The organism is Limosilactobacillus fermentum (genome assembly GCF_013394085.1).
Taxonomy (GTDB): domain Bacteria; phylum Bacillota; class Bacilli; order Lactobacillales; family Lactobacillaceae; genus Limosilactobacillus; species Limosilactobacillus fermentum.
On the sequence record NZ_CP040910.1, the window covers coordinates 444,624 to 463,119 of the forward strand.

18 protein-coding genes are annotated in these 18,496 nt (G+C 52.8%); 17 read left to right on the forward strand and 1 reads right to left on the reverse strand.

What is annotated here, in order from left to right; genetic code table 11:
* Positions 1 to 19: 19 nt before the first annotated feature.
* From FG166_RS02120 to FG166_RS02140, 5 genes are all read left to right on the forward strand, one after another.
* A complete protein-coding gene (locus tag FG166_RS02120) occupies positions 20 to 670 on the forward strand; it encodes a redox-sensing transcriptional repressor Rex (protein ID WP_003682567.1) in 651 nt (216 codons plus the stop codon).
* Between the two features lie 312 nt (positions 671 to 982).
* Positions 983 to 1,264 carry a co-chaperone GroES gene (gene groES, locus FG166_RS02125; RefSeq protein WP_003682569.1) on the forward strand — a complete coding sequence of 94 codons (282 nt, stop codon included), beginning with the start codon at positions 983 to 985 and terminating at the stop codon, positions 1,262 to 1,264.
* 24 nt (positions 1,265 to 1,288) lie between these two features.
* Positions 1,289 to 2,920, forward strand: coding sequence for a chaperonin GroEL (gene groL / locus FG166_RS02130; RefSeq protein ID WP_003682571.1), 1,632 nt, complete (start codon positions 1,289 to 1,291; stop codon positions 2,918 to 2,920).
* A gap of 139 nt (positions 2,921 to 3,059) precedes the next feature.
* Positions 3,060 to 4,898, forward strand: a complete 1,839-nt coding sequence (locus FG166_RS02135) for an APC family permease (RefSeq protein ID WP_003682574.1) — start codon at positions 3,060 to 3,062, stop codon at positions 4,896 to 4,898.
* 218 nt (positions 4,899 to 5,116) lie between these two features.
* The gene (locus FG166_RS02140) at positions 5,117 to 5,371 is read left to right on the forward strand and encodes a hypothetical protein (RefSeq protein ID WP_015638616.1); all 255 of its coding nucleotides are present in this window, start codon (positions 5,117 to 5,119) and stop codon (positions 5,369 to 5,371) included.
* Between the two features lie 196 nt (positions 5,372 to 5,567).
* Here the strand turns inward: FG166_RS02140 and FG166_RS02145 are convergent, their stop codons facing one another.
* Positions 5,568 to 6,206 carry a YigZ family protein gene (locus FG166_RS02145; protein ID WP_003682578.1) on the reverse strand — a complete coding sequence of 213 codons (639 nt, stop codon included), beginning with the start codon at positions 6,204 to 6,206 and terminating at the stop codon, positions 5,568 to 5,570.
* 63 nt (positions 6,207 to 6,269) lie between these two features.
* Here FG166_RS02145 and FG166_RS02150 point away from each other — a divergent pair, with 63 nt between their 5' ends.
* The 12 genes from FG166_RS02150 (at position 6,270) to FG166_RS02205 (ending at position 18,494) form a co-directional block, all read left to right on the forward strand.
* Positions 6,270 to 7,586: an ATP-dependent helicase ComFA gene (locus tag FG166_RS02150; RefSeq protein ID WP_003682579.1), complete on the forward strand. Its 1,317-nt coding sequence runs from the start codon at positions 6,270 to 6,272 to the stop codon at positions 7,584 to 7,586.
* On the forward strand, positions 7,583 to 8,257 hold the full coding sequence (locus FG166_RS02155) for a ComF family protein (RefSeq protein WP_035430927.1): 675 nt from the start codon (positions 7,583 to 7,585) through the stop codon (positions 8,255 to 8,257). The genes FG166_RS02150 and FG166_RS02155 overlap by 4 nt, the downstream gene beginning before the upstream one ends.
* 135 nt (positions 8,258 to 8,392) lie before the next feature.
* The gene (hpf, locus tag FG166_RS02160) at positions 8,393 to 8,938 is read left to right on the forward strand and encodes a ribosome hibernation-promoting factor, HPF/YfiA family (protein ID WP_003682582.1); all 546 of its coding nucleotides are present in this window, start codon (positions 8,393 to 8,395) and stop codon (positions 8,936 to 8,938) included.
* A 170-nt stretch (positions 8,939 to 9,108) separates the two neighbouring features.
* Positions 9,109 to 11,478 carry a preprotein translocase subunit SecA gene (gene secA / locus FG166_RS02165; RefSeq protein ID WP_003682585.1) on the forward strand — a complete coding sequence of 790 codons (2,370 nt, stop codon included), beginning with the start codon at positions 9,109 to 9,111 and terminating at the stop codon, positions 11,476 to 11,478.
* Between the two features lie 59 nt (positions 11,479 to 11,537).
* A protein-coding gene (gene prfB / locus FG166_RS02170) for a peptide chain release factor 2 (protein WP_178958862.1) occupies positions 11,538 to 12,654 on the forward strand; the annotation gives its coding sequence in 2 pieces (ribosomal slippage) (positions 11,538 to 11,597 and positions 11,599 to 12,654; 1,116 coding nt in all).
* Between the two features lie 61 nt (positions 12,655 to 12,715).
* On the forward strand, positions 12,716 to 13,039 hold the full coding sequence (locus FG166_RS02175) for a PspC domain-containing protein (RefSeq protein WP_015638619.1): 324 nt from the start codon (positions 12,716 to 12,718) through the stop codon (positions 13,037 to 13,039).
* On the forward strand, positions 13,039 to 13,392 hold the full coding sequence (locus tag FG166_RS02180; RefSeq protein WP_003682589.1) for a phage holin family protein: 354 nt from the start codon (positions 13,039 to 13,041) through the stop codon (positions 13,390 to 13,392). The genes FG166_RS02175 and FG166_RS02180 overlap by 1 nt, the downstream gene beginning before the upstream one ends.
* A 14-nt stretch (positions 13,393 to 13,406) precedes the next feature.
* A complete protein-coding gene (hprK, locus tag FG166_RS02185) occupies positions 13,407 to 14,369 on the forward strand; it encodes an HPr(Ser) kinase/phosphatase (RefSeq protein WP_003682590.1) in 963 nt (320 codons plus the stop codon).
* Entirely contained in the window at positions 14,362 to 15,207 is an 846-nt protein-coding gene (gene lgt, locus FG166_RS02190; protein WP_003682591.1) for a prolipoprotein diacylglyceryl transferase, read from the forward strand. The genes hprK and lgt overlap by 8 nt, the downstream gene beginning before the upstream one ends.
* Complete coding sequence (locus FG166_RS02195; RefSeq protein WP_035423892.1) at positions 15,201 to 16,217, forward strand: NAD(P)H-dependent glycerol-3-phosphate dehydrogenase; 1,017 nt, start codon at positions 15,201 to 15,203, stop codon at positions 16,215 to 16,217. Before lgt ends, FG166_RS02195 begins: the two co-directional genes overlap by 7 nt.
* 62 nt (positions 16,218 to 16,279) lie before the next feature.
* Positions 16,280 to 17,191, forward strand: coding sequence for a UTP--glucose-1-phosphate uridylyltransferase GalU (galU, locus tag FG166_RS02200; RefSeq protein ID WP_003682593.1), 912 nt, complete (start codon positions 16,280 to 16,282; stop codon positions 17,189 to 17,191).
* Between the two features lie 523 nt (positions 17,192 to 17,714).
* Positions 17,715 to 18,494: a carbon-nitrogen family hydrolase gene (locus tag FG166_RS02205; protein ID WP_003682594.1), complete on the forward strand. Its 780-nt coding sequence runs from the start codon at positions 17,715 to 17,717 to the stop codon at positions 18,492 to 18,494.
* The last annotated feature ends 2 nt before the right edge of the window (positions 18,495 to 18,496 follow it).

The following is an 18,496-nucleotide window of genomic DNA, read 5'->3' on the forward strand; positions in this document are numbered from 1 at the left end:
AAGAAATGGAGGAATTATTATGCCAAATCGTAAAATTCCCCGTGCCACGGCTAAGCGCTTACCCGTTTATTACCGGTACCTAAACGTTTTATTGAACGCTAATAAGCACCGGGTGTCGTCGACGGAACTTTCCGAAGCAGTTCAGGTGGACTCTGCCACGATCCGGCGGGACTTTTCCTACTTCGGTGAGCTCGGAAAGCGGGGGTACGGCTACGACGTCGAAAAGTTGTTGAACTTTTTCAAGGGGATCTTGAAGCAAGACAAGTTAACCAGCGTCGCCCTAGTGGGGGTCGGTTCCCTAGGGTCGGCCCTGATGAACTACAACTTCCACCAGAGCACCAACCTGCGGATTTCAGCGGCCTTTGACCCTAAGGAATCCCTGGCGAACACGGTCAAGAGCGGGATTCCGGTTTACCCGGTCGAAGACATGAAAAAGCAGATTAAGGAGCAACAAATCGACGCCGTTATTTTGACGGTGCCGGGTTCGGAATCGCAAGCGGTCACCGACCAACTGGTTGAAGCCGGGGTTCACGGGATCCTGAACTTTACGCCAGTCCGCCTGTCCGTGCCAAAGGACGTGCAGGTTCAAAACATCGATTTAACCAATGAGTTGCAAACACTGATCTACTTCATTGAAAGCAACAAGGTTACGACCGACGACGAAGATTAATCCGAAGAGAGTGGAAAATAACTTCCGCTGCGGGTCGGATGTAAGAGCGCATCGTTCTTCGGCCTGCTTAGGCACTAGACCTGCGGTGATTGGCCACTTTTTCTGTCTAACATTCGGATATACAGCAAGGAGGCTGGGAATTCCCAGCCTCTTTTTTGTTTGGTCAAAATTAGTCAAAGTTTTTGGTTGCATTCCGGGGGAAAGGTGTTATATTAGAATATGTAATTAGCACTTGAGGGGGTTGAGTGCTAGCAGAGTGCTCGTCCCCGTGCTAACCACTAATCATTGACTTGAAATAATGGAGGGATAACCATGTTAAAACCATTAGGAGATCGTGTCATTTTAAAGGCGCAAGAAGAAGAACAAACCGTTGGGGGGATTGTTTTAGCCTCCAACGCTAAGAACAAGCCAACCACTGGGGTGGTAGTGGCCGTTGGACAAGGTCGCACGCTGGATAATGGCCAAGTGGTGGCGGTCGCCGTTAAGGAAGGCGACAAGGTCTTGTTTGACAAGTACGCCGGCAACGAAGTGGAATACGATGGTGAAACCTACCTGGTTGTCCACGAAAAGGATTTAGTTGCGGTTGTTGACTAAGAAATTCAATGAGGTGAGATAAAGATGGCAAAGGAATTAAAGTTCTCAGAAGACGCACGGAGCGCAATGCTGCGTGGGGTTGATAAGTTAGCAGACACCGTCAAGACGACGATTGGGCCAAAGGGACGTAACGTGGTGTTGGAACAAAGTTACGGCTCCCCGACGATCACTAACGACGGGGTAACGATCGCTAAGAGCATTGAATTAGAAGACCACTTCGAAAACATGGGGGCTAAGCTGGTTTCCGAAGTTGCTTCTAAGACTAACGACATTGCCGGGGACGGGACCACGACGGCCACTGTTTTAACCCAAGCAATTGTGACCGAAGGAATGAAGAACGTGACCGCCGGCGCTAACCCAGTGGGCATTCGGCGCGGGATTGAAAAGGCGACGGCCGCAGCCGTTGAAGGCCTGAAAAAGATGAGCCACGACGTTAAGACCAAGGACGACATCGCTCAAATCGCCTCCATTTCCGCTGCTAACAAGGAAGTTGGTAAGTTGATCGCCGACGCCATGGAAAAGGTTGGTAACGACGGGGTCATCACGATTGAAGATTCCCGTGGGGTTGATACTAGCGTTGACGTGGTTGAAGGGATGAGCTTTGACCGTGGTTACATGTCCCAATACATGGTAACCGACAACGACAAGATGGAAGCCAACCTGGACAACCCGTACGTTTTGATTACGGACAAGAAGATCTCTAACATTCAAGACATCTTGCCACTACTCCAATCTGTTGTTCAAGAAGGGCGCGCCCTGTTAATCATTGCTGATGACATCACTGGTGAAGCACTGCCAACCCTTGTGTTGAACAAGATTCGGGGAACCTTCAACGTAGTTGCCGTTAAGGCCCCAGGCTTTGGTGACCGTCGCAAGGCTCAATTGGAAGACATCGCCGTTCTGACTGGTGGGACCGTGATTTCCGACGACCTTGGTATGCAATTGAAGGACGCTACGATTGACCAACTTGGTTCTGCTAACAAGGTTACGATAACCAAGGACGCTACCACGATCGTTGATGGCAGTGGCAACAAGGAAGCCATTGCAGAACGGGTTGACCAAATCAAGAAGGCGATTGCCGAAACGACCTCTGACTTTGACAAGGAAAAGCTCCAAGAACGGCTCGCTAAGTTAGCCGGTGGGGTGGCCGTTGTTAAGGTTGGGGCCGCTACCGAAACCGAACTCAAGGAAAAGAAGTACCGGATCGAAGATGCCTTAAACGCCACCCGGGCCGCCGTGCAAGAAGGCTTTGTTCCTGGTGGTGGAACGGCACTGGTTAACGTTATCCCTGCCTTGGACGAAGTGGAAGCATCCGCAACTGGCGACGAAGCAACCGGGATTAAGATTGTGAAGGCGGCTCTGGAAGCCCCAGTTCGTCAAATCGCCGAAAACGCCGGTTTGGAAGGTTCCGTGATCGTTAACCAGCTGAAGCAAGAAAAGCCGGGAGTTGGTTACAACGCCGCTGATGACAAGTTTGAAGACATGGTCGCTGCCGGAATTGTTGACCCAACGAAGGTCACCCGCTCGGCCCTGCAAAACGCAGCTTCCGTTTCCGCCCTCCTCTTGACGACGGAAGCCGTTGTTGCCGACAAGCCACAACCCGCTGACGCTGCACCACAAGCACCAGTAGCCGGTGGTATGGGCGGCATGATGTAATTTGAAAATTAATTTTTGGGAGGTGAGTGACCGGAGCTGTGGCTTCGGGCACCCACCTTTTTTGCGTAGAAACGGTGGTATTCGGTTCACCCGGGGTGTAGAATAGCTGTTGACTTATTTTTAAGAGGAGACAAATTTTATGTGGCGCTATCTTAAACGTGTCTTGATCGGGAAACCATTAAAGACGCTTGACGAGGGCCAGTCGCACTTGACGAAGTTTAAGGCTTTGGCCATGCTTTCGTCCGACGCCCTTTCGTCAGTGGCCTACGGTACCGAACAGATTACCACGGTTTTAGTAACCCTTTCGACGGCCGCCATCTGGTATTCCTTACCGATTGCCGGCATTGTTTTAGTTCTGTTGTTAGCAATTACCTTGTCTTACCGGCAAATCATCCACGCTTATCCGAGCGGTGGGGGCGCCTACGTTGTCGCCACCAAAAACTGGGGGAGCAACGGGGGCCTAATCGCCGGGGGCTCGCTGCTAGTCGACTACATGTTGACGGTGGCGGTATCAACGACGTCGGGGACGGAAGCGATCACGTCTGCAATTCCTTTCCTATATAATTATTCGGTCCATATTTCAGTGGTGATTGTCTTGATCATCATGTTCATGAACCTACGGGGGATGAGTGAGAGTGCTAACTTCCTGACCATTCCGGTCTATTTTTTCATAATCATGATGACGGTGATGATCGTCTGGGGTGGCTATAACATTGCTACCGGTCACGTGGCTTACCACGCCACGGCCAATTACGGGACGCCGGTAGCCGGGATGTCTGCCATCCTGTTCATCCGGGCTTTTTCGGCCGGGTCATCTTCTTTGACCGGTGTCGAGGCGATCTCCAATGCCGTACCGAACTTTAACCCTCCTAAGAAGAAAAACGCCGCCAACACCTTGGCAATGATGAGCCTGATCTTAGCGGCCTTCTTCGGTGGGGTGACCTTCCTGTCCTTTTACCTGGGAATTGTACCGAACCCGCACCACACCGTCTTGTCCCAGATTGGGGCGGCCGTTTTTGGTGGCGAGGGCCTAGGTTACTACCTCTTGCAACTGTCGACGGCGATGATCTTAGCCGTGGCGGCTAACACTGGGTTCTCGGCCTTTCCAATTTTGGCCTTCAACATGGCCAAGGATAAGTACCTCCCGCACGCCTTTATGGACCGTGGGGACCGGCTAGGCTATTCCAACGGGATTATTTCCCTGGCGGTCGGGGCGATCGTGTTGATCATCCTTTTCCACGGGAAGACCAACCTATTGATCCCGCTCTACGCCGTCGGGGTGTTCGTACCGTTTACCCTCTCGCAGTCCGGGATGATTATCCACTGGTTCCGCTTAAAGGAAGGGAATTGGCTGGTTAAGTCAACCATTAACCTGGTGGGGGCGTTAATCTCACTAGCCCTCGTGATCTTCTTGTTCTGGCAACACTTCTCCAACGTGTGGCCGTACCTGATCATCATGCCGGCCCTCTTGTACCTGTTCCACGTCATTCACACCCACTACATCAAGGTGGGGATGCAACTGCGGGTAGCGGAAAAGGCTAAGGTTCAGTTGCATGATTACGACGGGGCCACCGTGATTGTTTTAGTCGGGAACGTGACACGGGTCACCATGGGCGCCATTAATTACGCCCGTTCAATTGGGGATTACGTCATCGCCATGCACGTGTCCTTTGATGAAAACCCGGGTAAGGAACATAAGACGGCCAACGAATTTAAGGCCGAGTTCCCGGACGTGCGTTTCGTTGATATTCACTCGTCCTACCGCTCGATTGCCACGCCAACGTTACGGTTCGTAGACGTGATCGCCAAGCGGGCGGCCGATAAGAATTATTCGACTACTGTATTGGTTCCGCAGTTCGTTCCAAAGCACCCGTGGCAAATGGCTTTGCACAACCAAACGAGCCTACGCTTGCGGACCCTACTGAATTCGCGGGAAAACATCATTGTTTCAACTTACAACTATCACTTGCATGAATAATTGATGGGGGAGGGGAGAATTAGAGTTCTTCCGGCCCCTTTTTGATTTTTGAATTTTACACAGATAACGTGGGAAATAACCGTCGGCCTAGTGGCTAAGTATGGGTGAAGAACACCGCGTTCCGCGCTAACCTCCCCCTAGCTTAACCTAACGACCTGCCAACCAGTTGTTTCCCATTCCCCCTTAACGGGAATATTTCCCGGGAAATGGATGCACTTATGAAACGAAAAATTATAACCGTGGTTACGGGACTGGTGGGGATTATCTTAATGATGTCCTTTACGATTCAACAAGAGCACTTTCACTCGGGAATTTACGGGGTGCTCGGGAGTATTCTATTGGTGGGTGCTTACGTTAGTGCCCACTACGAAGCCTGGCGGGAACATGACCGTCGGGTGCGCCACGTTACCATCACCTTAGCGGTGCTCTGCGTTCTCTTGGTAGCACTGAACTTGGTGGAGCAGTTTATATAAAAAAGTGGCAGTACAACAAGAGGCCAGGAGAAACACTGTTTTCTCCTAGCCTCTCTTGTTGTATTCTCGAATGTTAGACAGAAAACGTGGTAAATAACCGCCGGCCTAGTGTTTAAGCAGGCTGAAGAACGGTACATTTTGCACCACCTATTCGGCTAGGATTAGTCAGAAGACCTGCCGAGAGGGTTGTTTCCTACTAATTATTTAAGGGGACCTCGTGAAAACGTTGGTCCTCCTTTTTAATTTGGAGTTGGTGGTTGAAGCGGTCGGTGAGGGTTTGGATCTGTTCGTCGACTTCTTCTAGGTTGATGAAGACCCGGATGGTGACGTCAACGCCATATTCCTCCCCAGCCAGGGCCAACCCCGCTTGTTCTAAGTAGTAGTGGACCTGATCGTTGAGGCGGTAGGGAACAGTGATGGCGACCACCTGCTGGGTGATTCGCTCAACCAAGCCGGCCTGGGCAATTGCCTCGGTGGTGACGTTGGAATAGGCACGGATTAACCCGCCGGCGCCCAACTTAATTCCACCGAAGTAGCGGGTGACCACGGCACAGACGTCGTGGACGTGGGCGAGCTGGAGGGCCTCTAAGATGGGGACACCGGCCGTGCCACTGGGTTCACCGTTATCACTTTCCCGCTGGATCTGATCGTTATCGCCGAGCAGGTAGGCGTAGCAGTTATGGTTAGCCTTGCGGTTTTCCTTGCTGATGTGGGTGATGAAGTCTTGGGCTTCTTGTTCACTGTGTACCCGGGCTAGGCTACAGATGAAGCGGGATTTTTTGATGACTAATTCGAATTCCGTATTTTGGTGGATGGTCAAATATTGTGCTGCCAAAAAAGGGCCTCCTTACGTTACTAAAAGCACTTTCCCCGTATTTAATGGTAAGGGGGAAAAACCATGCAAAAAGAAGAATTATACGGGCGCCGGGTTTTAATTAACCAAGCCTTGCCCGCTCCGTTTGGGTTAACGGGGGAAAAGACGATGGATGAACGGGGACGCTGGGTTACCTGCCGCCGGTGTAACGCCCGCTTAATTAAGGAAAGGGTTCGCTTACCAAGTGGGGCCTATTACTGTCCAGTGTGCCTGAATTTGGGGCGGGTGACAAGTCATGATCGATTTTATCACTTAGCCGAACCAAATCAATTTACCCCGCCCACTAACCCGTGCACCTGGCAGGGGCAACTGAGCCCGCTGCAAGAGCGGGTAGCGAGTGAGGTGGCGGCCGGGATGGCGGCCCACCAGCACCGGCTATTATGGGCGGTCACGGGTGCCGGGAAGACCGAGATGATCTTTCCGGCACTAACCGGCGCACTAAAACGGGGTGAACGGGTGGCGGTGGCCTCGCCGCGCGTCGACGTATGCTTGGAGCTCTACCCGCGCCTGCAAGCGGCCTTTGCGGGGGTACCAATTGCCCTGTTGCACGGCAAGAATCCGGCACCCTACCAGTACCGACAGTTGACCATCTGTACCACCCACCAGTTATTACGCTTCTACCACGCCTTTGACAACCTGGTGATCGACGAGGTAGATGCCTTTCCCTTTGCTGGGGATCCGGCCCTGTTATTTGCCGCCCACCAAGCGATCAAAGAGGGCGGGGGACTCCTTTTTCTCACCGCCACCCCGAGCAAGGAATTGCTCCAGCAGGTTCACCAAAAGAAGTTGGCGGTTTCTTACTTGCCCCAACGTTTCCACGGCCACCCGCTACCCCAGATTCAAACCGTGCTGGTTGGCAAGTGGCGGGCGAAGCTAACAAAGGGAAAACTACCCAACGCCGTTTCGGCCTGGTTAAAACAGCGGGTTACTAAGGGACAGGAGTTTTTGTTGTTCCTGCCCCACGTCGCCGACCTCGCTCCGGTGGCCCGGGCGCTCAAAGAAAACTTGGGGGCGGTTAAGTTTATGACGGTGCACGCTAGCGATCCGCAGCGCCTTCAGAAGGTTCAGGCGATGCGGGAGCGCCAGTTGTCTTTTTTGGTGACCACCACCATTTTAGAGCGTGGGGTTACCTTTCCGGGAATTGACGTCGGCGTCTTGGGGGCGGACGAGGAGGTTTTTTCCACGGCGGCGTTAGTCCAAATTGCTGGTCGAGTGGGGCGTTCTAAGGAGCGACCGGGCGGCGCCGTGACCTTTTGGGTTCAGGAAAATAGCCGGCGCATTGAGGAGGCCAAGCAACAAATTAAATCGATGAACCGGCGGGCACGGGGGGTGAGCAAATGAACTGCCTATTGTGTGACGCCCCGATTAAGTGGCGCCCCCCGGTCAAAGATATTCTCAGTTTTAAGCGGTTAGTGCCGCCGCAACTATGTGGCACTTGTTCCCAGCGTTTCACCGCCCGGGAGGCAGGACGGGGGTGTCCGTATTGTCAGCGCCCGGGGTTTACGACGACTTGTCCGGAATGTGAGCAGTGGCAAGTGCGGGCCGGTTTCATTTTAACGGTCCGCGCTTGCTTTGGTTATAACGAGGCGATGAAGGAATTCATGCACGCCTATAAGTTCGTCGGGGATTACCGTTTGCGCCAAGCCTTTAGTGCCCCGTTGACCAAGTTAGTACAAGAACAGGGGGCGCAAATGGTGGTTCCGCTTCCCTTACACCAAAAGACCCAGCTTCTGCGTGGCTTTAACCAGGTCGAAGGGTTACTGGAGTGCCCCTTTGAAAGGTTGTTGGTGACTAAGGACCAGGAAAAACAAGAACCCCAGTCGGCCAAAACGCGGGAGCAACGCCTACAGACGCCCCAACCGTTTGACTTAACGGATCGAAAACGGGTACGGGGGAAGACAGTGGTTTTAGTCGATGATGTCTTCACGACCGGGCGCACTATGTACCATGCGGCCCAGCTAATGCGCGCGGCTGGATGCAAGACAATTTGCGGGGTAACGTTAGCTAATTAGGAGATAGTGGAAGCGATTTCCGGATCTTGTTTGTTAAATGAGGTTGGATCCCTTATAATGAAGATAGGATATGAGAAGAGTGGTCCTTCTGATATCAGAACAAGCCAGTGCTTGTACTGAAAGGAGAGAAGTGCAATGTTAAAATTCAATATTCGTGGTGAAAACGTTGAAGTTACTGATGCCATCCGTGATTACGTAGTTAAGCGGATCTCCAAGTTAGAGCGGTTCCTTGAACCCAACGTGGAAGCCAACGCCCACGTTAACCTGAAGGTGTACTCTAACCGTACTTACAAGGTGGAAGTAACGATTCCGTTGCCTTACCTAACGCTGCGGGCGGAAGAAACCTCTAACGACATGTACGGAAGTGTCGATCTGGTGACTGATAAGCTAGAACGTCAAATCCGTAAGTACAAGACGAAGGTTAACCGGAAGTCACGGGAGAAGGGTTACAAGAACCTGGAATTCGTTGACACCCCGAGTGAAGAAGTAGAGGCAAGCGACAGCCTGAAGATTGTTCGGACGAAGCAGATCCCCTTGAAGCCAATGGACTCTGAAGAAGCCGTTCTTCAGATGGATATGTTGGGCCACGACTTCTTCGTTTACCAAGATGCCGAAACCAATGGTACGAGCATTGTTTACCGGCGTAATGACGGGCGCTACGGTTTAATCGAAGTTAACTAGGCAAAAAGGTGTTAGCACTTGTGCTAGCGCCTTTTTTAGTTGGCGTGATTAGTTTTCATTGCCGGGGCAAACATGGTAAAATTGAAAGCTGATAAGGTTATTTCGATAAAAAAAGGGGTCGGCGAAGGCCTAAACACCCCAAATCTGTGAACAAAGGAAAGGGACGCTTCATGGCGAACATACTCAGAAAGTGGATTGAAAGTGACCGGCGGGAACTACGCCGGATTAACCGGTTGGCCAACCGGGTGGATAGTTACCAAGACCAAATGGCCAAATTAACCGACGACGAATTAAAGGCGAAAACACCCGAGTTTCGGCAACGGATTCAAGATGGTGAGGACCTCGATCACCTCTTGCCGGAAGCCTTTGCGGTCGCCCGGGAAGGCGCCAAGCGGGTGTTGGGACTCTTCCCGTTCCACGTTCAGGTGATGGGGGGGATTGTTCTTCACGAGGGGAACATCGCCGAAATGAAGACCGGGGAAGGGAAAACCCTGACCGCCACGATGCCCGTCTACTTAAACGCCCTGAGTGGTAAGGGGGTTCACGTTATCACGGTTAACGAGTACCTATCCGAACGGGACGCCGAAGAAATGGGGCAACTCTACCGGTGGCTGGGTTGTTCCGTGGGGGTCAACGGGGCCCAAAAGTCACCGGATGAAAAGCGGGCCGCCTACGCTTGCGACATCATGTACTCGACCAACAGTGAAATCGGGTTCGATTACCTGCGTGACAACATGGCCGTTTACAAGGAGGACCAAGTTCAGCGGGGGTTGAACTTCGCAATTGTCGACGAAGTGGATTCAATCTTGATTGATGAAGCCAGAACGCCCTTAATCATTTCGGGACCGGGAACGGGAACGTCAAAGCTTTACCAACAGGCCGACCGCTTCGTGAAGACCCTCAAGAACGAAGACGACTACAAGGTCGACCTGGAATCAAAGACCGTTTCGTTGACCGACGAGGGGATCAAAAAGGCCGAGAAGTACTTTAACTTAAAGAACCTCTACGACCCGGAAAACACCGCCTTGACCCACCACTTGGACCAATCCTTGCGGGCTAATTACATCATGCTCTTGGACAAGGACTACGTGGTTAACGATGGGGAAGTCCTGATCGTGGACTCCTTTACCGGGCGGGTAATGGAAGGCCGGCGCTTCTCCGATGGCCTCCACCAGGCGATTGAAGCCAAGGAAGGCGTCGAAATTCAAGAAGAAAACAAGACGATGGCCAACATCACCTACCAGAACCTCTTCCGGATGTACTCTAAGCTAGCCGGGATGACCGGGACGGCGCGGACCGAAATGGAAGAATTCCGGGAAATCTACAACATGGAAACGATCACGATTCCAACCAACCGGCCAGTGGCCCGGGTGGACGAGCCGGACCTCTTGTACCCAACTTTAGAGAGCAAGTTCCGGGCGGTCGTAAAGCGGATCCAAGCTCTCCACGAAAAGGGCCAACCAGTCCTGGTCGGGACGGTGGCCGTTGAAACCTCCGAATACCTTTCCCACCTGTTGGACCAACAAAAGATTCCCCACGTGGTCTTGAACGCCAAAAACCACGCCCGGGAAGCCGAAATCGTCAAGAACGCCGGTCAAGTTGGGGCCGTCACGATTGCCACCAACATGGCCGGGCGGGGGACCGATATTAAACTGGGCCCGGGGGTTAAAGAACTCGGCGGCCTAGCGGTGATCGGGACCGAACGGCACGAATCACGGCGGATCGATAACCAGTTACGGGGACGGTCCGGGCGTCAGGGGGACCCGGGGCTGTCACAGTTCTACCTTTCCCTAGAAGACGACTTAATGAAGCGTTTCGGGGGCGACAGAATTAAGAACTTCTTGCAACGGTTACAAACTGACGACGATGACGAAGACGTGGTCATCAAGTCCCGTTTCCTGACCCACCAGGTTGAATCGGCCCAAAAGCGGGTGGAAGGGAACAACTACGATTCCCGTAAGAACGTTTTGCAATACGACGACGTGATGCGCGAACAGCGGGAAATCATCTACCGCGAGCGACAACAAGTGATCACCGAAACCGACTCGCTCAAGTGGGTCCTGATGCCGATGGTCAAGCGGACGATTCAGCGGGCGATTGATGCCCACACCCTGGGGGATAAAAAGGACTGGAAGCTCCAAGAAATCGTTGACTTTGCGGTGGAAGTCTTGGTTAAGCCGGACCAAATCACGGTTGGAATGCTTGAGGGCAAGTCTAAGGATGAAATGGTCGACCTGATGATGGACTTTGCCGAACAGGTTTACGAAGAAAAGAAGCACCAGCTCTACGATGACTCCCAGATGCTGGAATTTGAAAAGGTCGTAATTTTGCGGGTAGTTGACGCCCACTGGACCGACCACATCGACGCCATGGACCAATTCCGGCAGTCGGTTGGGCTGCGAGGTTATGGCCAGCAAAACCCGTTGGTCGAATACCAAACGACGGGGTACCGGATGTTTGAACAAATGGTGGCAGACATTGAATATGAAACCACCCGTCTGTTCATGAAGTCAGAAATTCGGCAAAACGTAACGCGTTAACAATTAGGCGGTGGCAGTCCGAAACGGTACCGCGACCGCCTTTTGAATTGAGGTAAAAAATGGAACTAAGTGAAGCCACAAAACAGATAGAAGCAATGCAGGCTGAGGTTGCACGCTTCGGGAGGTCTCTTTGACCTCGATGCTTTAAACGAATCGATTGCCCAGGGTGAAAACGAAATGACGGCGCCGGATTTTTGGGATGATAACCAACGGGCGCAAGAAAAGGTGGCGGCGTTAAACGAGTTAAAAAAGCGTCGGGACAACTTCTTAACCTTACAAGACCAAGTCGAAGAGCTCGCCTTGACGGCGGAAATGCTCCAAGCCGAACCAGACCCGGAGCTAAAAGCCGAGCTAGACGACAACTTCCCTGGTGTCCAAGAACACCTCCGGGCTTATCGCCTGGAGCAGTTACTTGACGGGCCCTACGACCAAAGCGACGCCATTTTAGAAATCCACCCCGGTGCCGGGGGAACCGAAGCCCAGGATTGGGGCGAAATGCTGTTACGGATGTACATGCGGTGGGCCAACCAGCACGGCTTTGCGGTGGAAACGGCCAATTACGAAGCGGGTGAAGAGGCCGGGATTAAGAGTGTGACCCTGTTAATTAAGGGCCACAATGCGTATGGCTACCTGCACCCCGAAAAGGGGGTTCACCGACTGGTCCGAATCTCACCGTTTGATTCGGCCGCCCGGCGCCACACCTCCTTTGCTTCGGTTGACGTGATGCCGATCCTGGATGAATCGATTGAAGTTGAAATTGACCCGTCCGACTTGCGGGTCGACACCTTCCGCGCTTCCGGGGCCGGTGGGCAACACATTAACAAAACGGAATCGGCGGTCCGGATTACCCACTTGCCGACCGGGATCGTAACGTCCTCGCAAGCGGAACGGTCGCAGTTGCAAAACCGGATCACCGCCATGAACATGCTGAAATCGAAGCTTTATGAACTAGAGGAAGAAAAGAAGGCCAAGGAACGGGCCCAAATTGAAGGGGAACAAAGGGAAATCGGCTGGGGGTCACAGATTCGTTCCTACGTCTTCCACCCCTATACGTTGGTCAAAGACGCCCGGACCGGTTACGAAACCCACGATGTGATCGGGGTGATGGACGGGGACCTCGATCCCTTCATTAACGCCTACCTTCAGTGGAACCTCGCCCAGAAGAATCCCCGGTAGCATGGATTGCGCCCGGGGCTAAAAGCAAGTAAGATAATCGCAAAAGAAGGGAAGGATGCTTATGCAACGACCACGGCATCAAAAGCTGACCCGCTCCCGAACCAATCGCGTCTTGGCGGGGGTGTTTGGAGGCTTTGCCACGTACTTTGGAATTTCCGCTACCTGGCTTCGAATTGCCTACCTAGTGTTGACCGCTCTGTCCGGCTTGGTTCCCGGCACCATGATCTACGTGATGACGGCGATTATCATGCCCCCGGCGCCAAGTAGCAACGGGGCCTTAGATAACTTCTTTTGGGGTAACCGCGGGACTGAAGCAACCAAGAAAAGCCGGCGCGAACTCCAGGATGTAGAGGAAGAAGACGTCAAAAGGGGAGCTGATAAATAGTGGGCTTTTTAAAAAACATCATTATCGATGCCATCCTATTTGTGGCCCTAGCTGGTCTGTTTGCTAACACCGGCTGGTTTTACGTCACGAGCGTTTGGACGGCTCTAGTAGCGGCCATCGTGTTGGCAATCTTAAACGCCCTGATTAAACCGATTCTAGTATTCCTATCGTTACCAATTACCATTTTGACCCTCGGTTTGTTTTCGATCGTCATCAATGGCTTGATGCTACAGTTGACGGCGAGTTTTGTCGGCCCGGGGATTCATTTCTCTTCGTTTTGGGCAGCGATGTTGATCGCCCTGATTATGTCAATTTGCAACACCATTATTAGCAATCACTTCGCTAATCAATAAGGAGGAGAAACAACATGCCTAATGTTGATTCAGTTACCGTCGCCGACTTGGCCCAAAACGTGCGCCTAACGGTTTTACAGGGGGAAGATTACCTGAACCGCCAGATTACCACGAGTGACATTTGTCGCCCGTCCTTAGAGTTTGCCGGTTACTTTAAGCACTACCCGGCCATGCGAATTCAGCTGCTCGGAATCACCGAAACTTCCTTTGCTAAGGAAGTGCCGGCGGACAAGCGACGCGAGTACATTGAAAGAATGTGCACCTCGCAAACGCCGTGCTTTGTGGTCTCCACCGACCTGCCGGTGATGGACGAACTCAAAACGGCCGCCGAAAAGGCCCACATCCCAATCCTGGGGACCCCGCTAACGTCCTCGCGAATTTTGGGGAACATGACTTCCTATTTGGTCGGTCGACTGGCCCCACGTGAATCCTTACACGGGGTCTTGGTCGACATTAGCGGGGTGGGGGTGTTAATCACCGGTGACTCCGGAGTCGGCAAGTCCGAAACGGCATTGGAATTAGTGCGTCGGGGCCACCGGCTGGTCGCCGATGACCGGGTTGAAGTATACGCCCGCGATGAACAGACCCTGGTTGGGGCGGCGCCGGCGATCCTCCAGCACCTGATGGAAATTCGGGGGATTGGGATCATCGACGTTATGACCTTGTACGGATCGGGGGCCGTCTTGCCGCAGGACACGATCGACTTCATTGTCCACCTAGAAATCTGGACGCCCGATTCCCAGTTTGACCGCTTAGGCGATCAGGGCGATACTCAGTTCATCCAAGACGTGGCCATTCCGAAGGTGTCAGTACCGGTGAAGACCGGGCGCAACCTCGCCATCATTATCGAATCGGCGGCAATGAACTTCCGTGCCCAGACGATGGGGTACGATGCCACTAAGACCTTTGACGAAAACCTTAACCGCCTGATCCAGCAAAACTCAGAACGTGACCGAAAGGAAGCGGAGAATGACTAAGATTGTGCTGAGGGCCCTAAATCCAATTGCCCTCCAGTTTGGCCCTTTTACCGTCCACTGGTACGGGGTGATAATTGCCAGCGGGGTGGTGTTGGCCCTGTGGCTATCAATTAGGGAGGGGGCCCGCCTGGGGTTAAACGAAGACGTCTTTTATGACTACTTATTGTGCGCCCTGCCGGTTGCCATTATTTGTGCCCGGACCTATTACGTGACCTTTGAGTGGCAGTATTATTCCGCCCACCCGAGTGAGATTATCGCTATTTGGGACGGGGGAATTGCCATCTACGGGGCCATCATCGGGGGCTTTTTGACGATGGCGATCTTTTGCCATTACCGTCACGTTAACATGTGGACCCTATTAGACGTGGTTGCCCCGACCGTAATCATGGCCCAGGGGATTGGGCGGTGGGGTAACTTCATGAACCAAGAGGCCTTCGGGGTGATTACCACGCGGGCTGCCTTGGTCGCCCAACACCTTCCCAACTGGATCATCCAACAAATGTACATTGGTGGCCACTACCGGGTCCCCACCTTTTTATACGAGTCGTTGGGTGACCTAGTGGGCTTCGCCTTGTTAATGTTACTTCGCCACCGCCACCACCTTTTTAAACGGGGGGAGGTCTTCTTAGCCTACGTATCCTGGTACGCGTGCGTCCGGATGGTGGTTGAGGGGATGCGGACCGATAGTTTGATGCTCGGGGGCCTCCGGGTTTCCCAGTGGCTATCGGTAATTTTCTTAGTTGTAGCTGTTTGCACCTTTATCTACCGTCGGCGCCACCAAGCCGACTTGCCTTGGTACACGAGTTTATTCGTACCAGAAGGGAGTCAGAAATCATGAAAAAAGTAGCCGTCCTCGGGGCCGGATCCTGGGGGAGCGTTTTGGCCAACCTCCTCGTCGAAAATGGGCACCAAGTAATGCTGTGGTCCCGCAACCAAGCCCAAGTTGACCAGTTAAACCAAGAACACAAGAACCCACACTACATGAAGGATTTTACCTACAACGAAGGGTTAGTAGCCACTAGCGACATGCAAGCGGCCGTGAGTGGGGCAGCGGTCATCTTGATGGTGATCCCCACCAAGGGGGTTCGTCAGGTTGCCGGTCAATTGGCTGAACTACTAAACGGCGTCACGCCGGCACCATTGTTAGTTCACGCCACTAAGGGCTTAGAACAAAATACCTACAAGCGGGTTTCGGAAATGCTAGCCGAAGAAATCCCGGCGGCTTCTCGCCGCGGGATCGTGGTCTTGTCCGGGCCGAGTCACGCCGAAGACGTTGCCATCAAGGACGTGACGGCGGTTACCGCAGCCTGTGGTGACTTAGCGTGCGCAAAAGAGATCCAAGAACTCTTTTCAAACCACTACTTCCGGGTTTACACTAATGACGACGTAATTGGCGCCGAGTTCGGGGCCGCCTTAAAGAACATCATCGCCCTGGGATCCGGGGCCTTAAGCGGGTTAGGTTACCACGATAACGCCCGGGCCGCTTTGATTACCCGGGGCTTAGCGGAAATCCGTCGGCTCGGGGTGGCCTTTGGCGCTGACCCGATGACCTTTATTGGCCTCTCTGGGGTTGGGGACCTAGTGGTGACCGCCACTTCCAAGAACTCGCGGAACTGGCGGGCCGGCTACCAACTCGGTCAGGGCCAGAAACTCGCCGACGTGGTGGAAAACATGGGGATGGTCATCGAAGGGGTAGCGACTACCAAAGCTGCTTACGAGTTGGCCCAAAAGCGTCACGTTCAGATGCCAATTACCGCCGCTTTGTACCGGGTCCTCTATGAAGACGAAGACATTAAGTCCGCCATTGACGGCTTGATGGAACGGGAAGTTACTTCGGAAAAAGAATAAATTTGTGGTAAAATGAGAGCGGCTCCATATTGAGAATTTAACATGGAAGGATTTAAGTTAGTATGAAACAAGTAAGAAAAGCAATTATTCCGGCAGCCGGCTTAGGGACGCGCTTTTTGCCAGCCACCAAGGCCTTAGCAAAGGAAATGTTACCAATCGTCGACAAGCCAACCATTCAATTCATCGTTGAAGAAGCCCGTAAGTCCGGGATTGAAGACATCGTGGTGGTTGATGGGAAGAACAAGCGCTCCATCGAAGACCACTTCGACTCTAACCCAGAACTGGAAGATAACCTGCGCGATAAGCACAAGGATGAGATGCTCAAGCTGGTTCAAGAAACCACTGACATTAACATCTACTTCATCCGCCAATCCCACCCACGTGGTTTGGGGGACGCCGTGTTGACCGCCCGTGACTTCATTGGCGACGAACCGTTCGTGGTAATGCTTGGTGACGACTTGAACAACATTAACGGCGATGCCGAACCGTTGACCAAGGAATTAATCAACTCTTACGAAGAAACCGGTGCATCAACCTTAGCAGTTATGCGGGTGCCGCACGAAGACACCGCCAAGTACGGGGTCATCAACCCAAGCAAGGAAGTAATGCCGGGTCTTTACAACGTTACCTCCTTCGTGGAAAAGCCGGAACCAAAGGATGCGCCAAGTGACTTGGCCATCATCGGCCGCTACGTCTTCACGCCAGAAATTTTTGATGTACTGGCCAAGACCAAGCCGGGTAAGGGTAACGAAATTCAACTGACTGATGCCATCAACACCTTAAACAAGACGCAACGGGTCTTTGCACACGAATACAAGGGTCACCGTTACGACGTCGGCAACAAGTTTGGCTGGATTGAAACTAACATTGAATACGGCCTCAAGCACCCGGAAACCAAGGATGAACTCCGTGAGTACATCAAGGATTTGGGCGTTAAGTTCGCCGCTGAAGACAAGAAGAAGCCAGCAAAATAAACGATCATGAGGAAGTGGAGCCAAGTTTGGTTCGCACTTCCTTTTTTGGTGCACCAATTTCAACCACAGGCCTAGTGACTAAGTACGGGCAAAGAACAGTGCGTGGGTACTAACTGAGGCCCTAGCTTAGCCCACGGCCTGTCGAGGAAGGTTGGTTCACACTTCTCTTTTATTTTCCATCAAGGGTTGACATTAGATTAAAAAGCAATTAATATCTAACCAACAAATGATAAAATAATTAAGAGCAAATGTGATGATGAGTAAAGCGGTACGCCACTACGCCAGAGATTTCCCGGTGGCTGGAAGGGAAAAGGGCCCCGCTTGAAGATGGTCACCACCAGCCCCAGGGTGAGGGAACAAGCCTTGGGCGGTGCGGCGCCGTTACCGGCCGGTAGGTCATTGACCCATTGAGGTGCTCCCTGTGAGGGGGGCGTGAAAAAAGGTGGTACCACGGGATCGTCAGCCCGTCCTTTGCGTCGAAAACGACGGAAGGGGCGGGCTTTTAATTTTAGGAGGTGTTCAAATGAGGGTGGCAATTGATCAATTAGACGTGGCGTTGGCAAGGCCAGACCAAAACTTTGCTCAGGTAGCAGCTGACGTTAAAGAGGCGGCTAAGGCGGGAGCGGACGTAATCGTGATTCCGGAAATGTGGAATACCGGTTACGCCCTTGACCAACTGGGGGACTTAGCCGACCTTGATGGTCAACGCACTAAGCAGACCCTAGCAAGGTTAGCCAGGGACAATCAAATTAACATCGTTGGCGGTTCGGTGGCGATTAAGCGGGGGAAACGGTTCTACAACACGACCTACGTTTATGATCGAACCGGTCAATTGGTTGGCGATTACGACAAGGTGCACTTGTTCGGCCTGATGAACGAAGGAGAATTCATTTCAGCCGGCCACGCCCCGAACCGCTTTGCATTAGACGGGGTGAAGGCCGCCAGCGCGATCTGCTACGACCTCCGCTTCCCCGAGTGGCTACGGACGATTTCTAAGGGTGGGAGTCAAATCCTCTTTTTACCGGCGCAGTGGCCTGTTCAGCGGATTGATCAGTGGCGAATCCTGCTCCAGGCCCGGGCGATTGAAAACCAGTGCTTTGTCGTGGCGGTTAACCGGGTTGGTGATGACGCCGCCAATCACTTTGGTGGGAATTCAATGGTGATAGATCCGGTAGGGAAGGTTTTATTTGAAGCGGGCGAGGAACAGGGCCTCTTTTACGTGGACATCGACCCGGCTGAGGCCCTAGCAATCCGGGGGCCGATTCCCGTCTTTAATGACCGGCGCCCAGACCTGTACGAATAGAA

Coding starts and splice junctions, on each gene's coding strand:
- groL (WP_003682571.1), top strand. CDS start 1,289: ATGGCAAAGGAATTAAAGTTCTCAGAAGACGCACGGAGCGCAATGCTG.
- hpf (WP_003682582.1), top strand. CDS start 8,393: ATGTTAAAATTCAATATTCGTGGTGAAAACGTTGAAGTTACTGATGCC.
- galU (WP_003682593.1), top strand. CDS start 16,280: ATGAAACAAGTAAGAAAAGCAATTATTCCGGCAGCCGGCTTAGGGACG.
- lgt (WP_003682591.1), top strand. CDS start 14,362: ATGACTAAGATTGTGCTGAGGGCCCTAAATCCAATTGCCCTCCAGTTT.
- FG166_RS02150 (WP_003682579.1), top strand. CDS start 6,270: ATGCAAAAAGAAGAATTATACGGGCGCCGGGTTTTAATTAACCAAGCC.
- hprK (WP_003682590.1), top strand. CDS start 13,407: ATGCCTAATGTTGATTCAGTTACCGTCGCCGACTTGGCCCAAAACGTG.
- FG166_RS02140 (WP_015638616.1), top strand. CDS start 5,117: ATGAAACGAAAAATTATAACCGTGGTTACGGGACTGGTGGGGATTATC.
- FG166_RS02205 (WP_003682594.1), top strand. CDS start 17,715: ATGAGGGTGGCAATTGATCAATTAGACGTGGCGTTGGCAAGGCCAGAC.
- secA (WP_003682585.1), top strand. CDS start 9,109: ATGGCGAACATACTCAGAAAGTGGATTGAAAGTGACCGGCGGGAACTA.
- FG166_RS02175 (WP_015638619.1), top strand. CDS start 12,716: ATGCAACGACCACGGCATCAAAAGCTGACCCGCTCCCGAACCAATCGC.
- groES (WP_003682569.1), top strand. CDS start 983: ATGTTAAAACCATTAGGAGATCGTGTCATTTTAAAGGCGCAAGAAGAA.
- FG166_RS02135 (WP_003682574.1), top strand. CDS start 3,060: ATGTGGCGCTATCTTAAACGTGTCTTGATCGGGAAACCATTAAAGACG.
- FG166_RS02155 (WP_035430927.1), top strand. CDS start 7,583: ATGAACTGCCTATTGTGTGACGCCCCGATTAAGTGGCGCCCCCCGGTC.
- FG166_RS02120 (WP_003682567.1), top strand. CDS start 20: ATGCCAAATCGTAAAATTCCCCGTGCCACGGCTAAGCGCTTACCCGTT.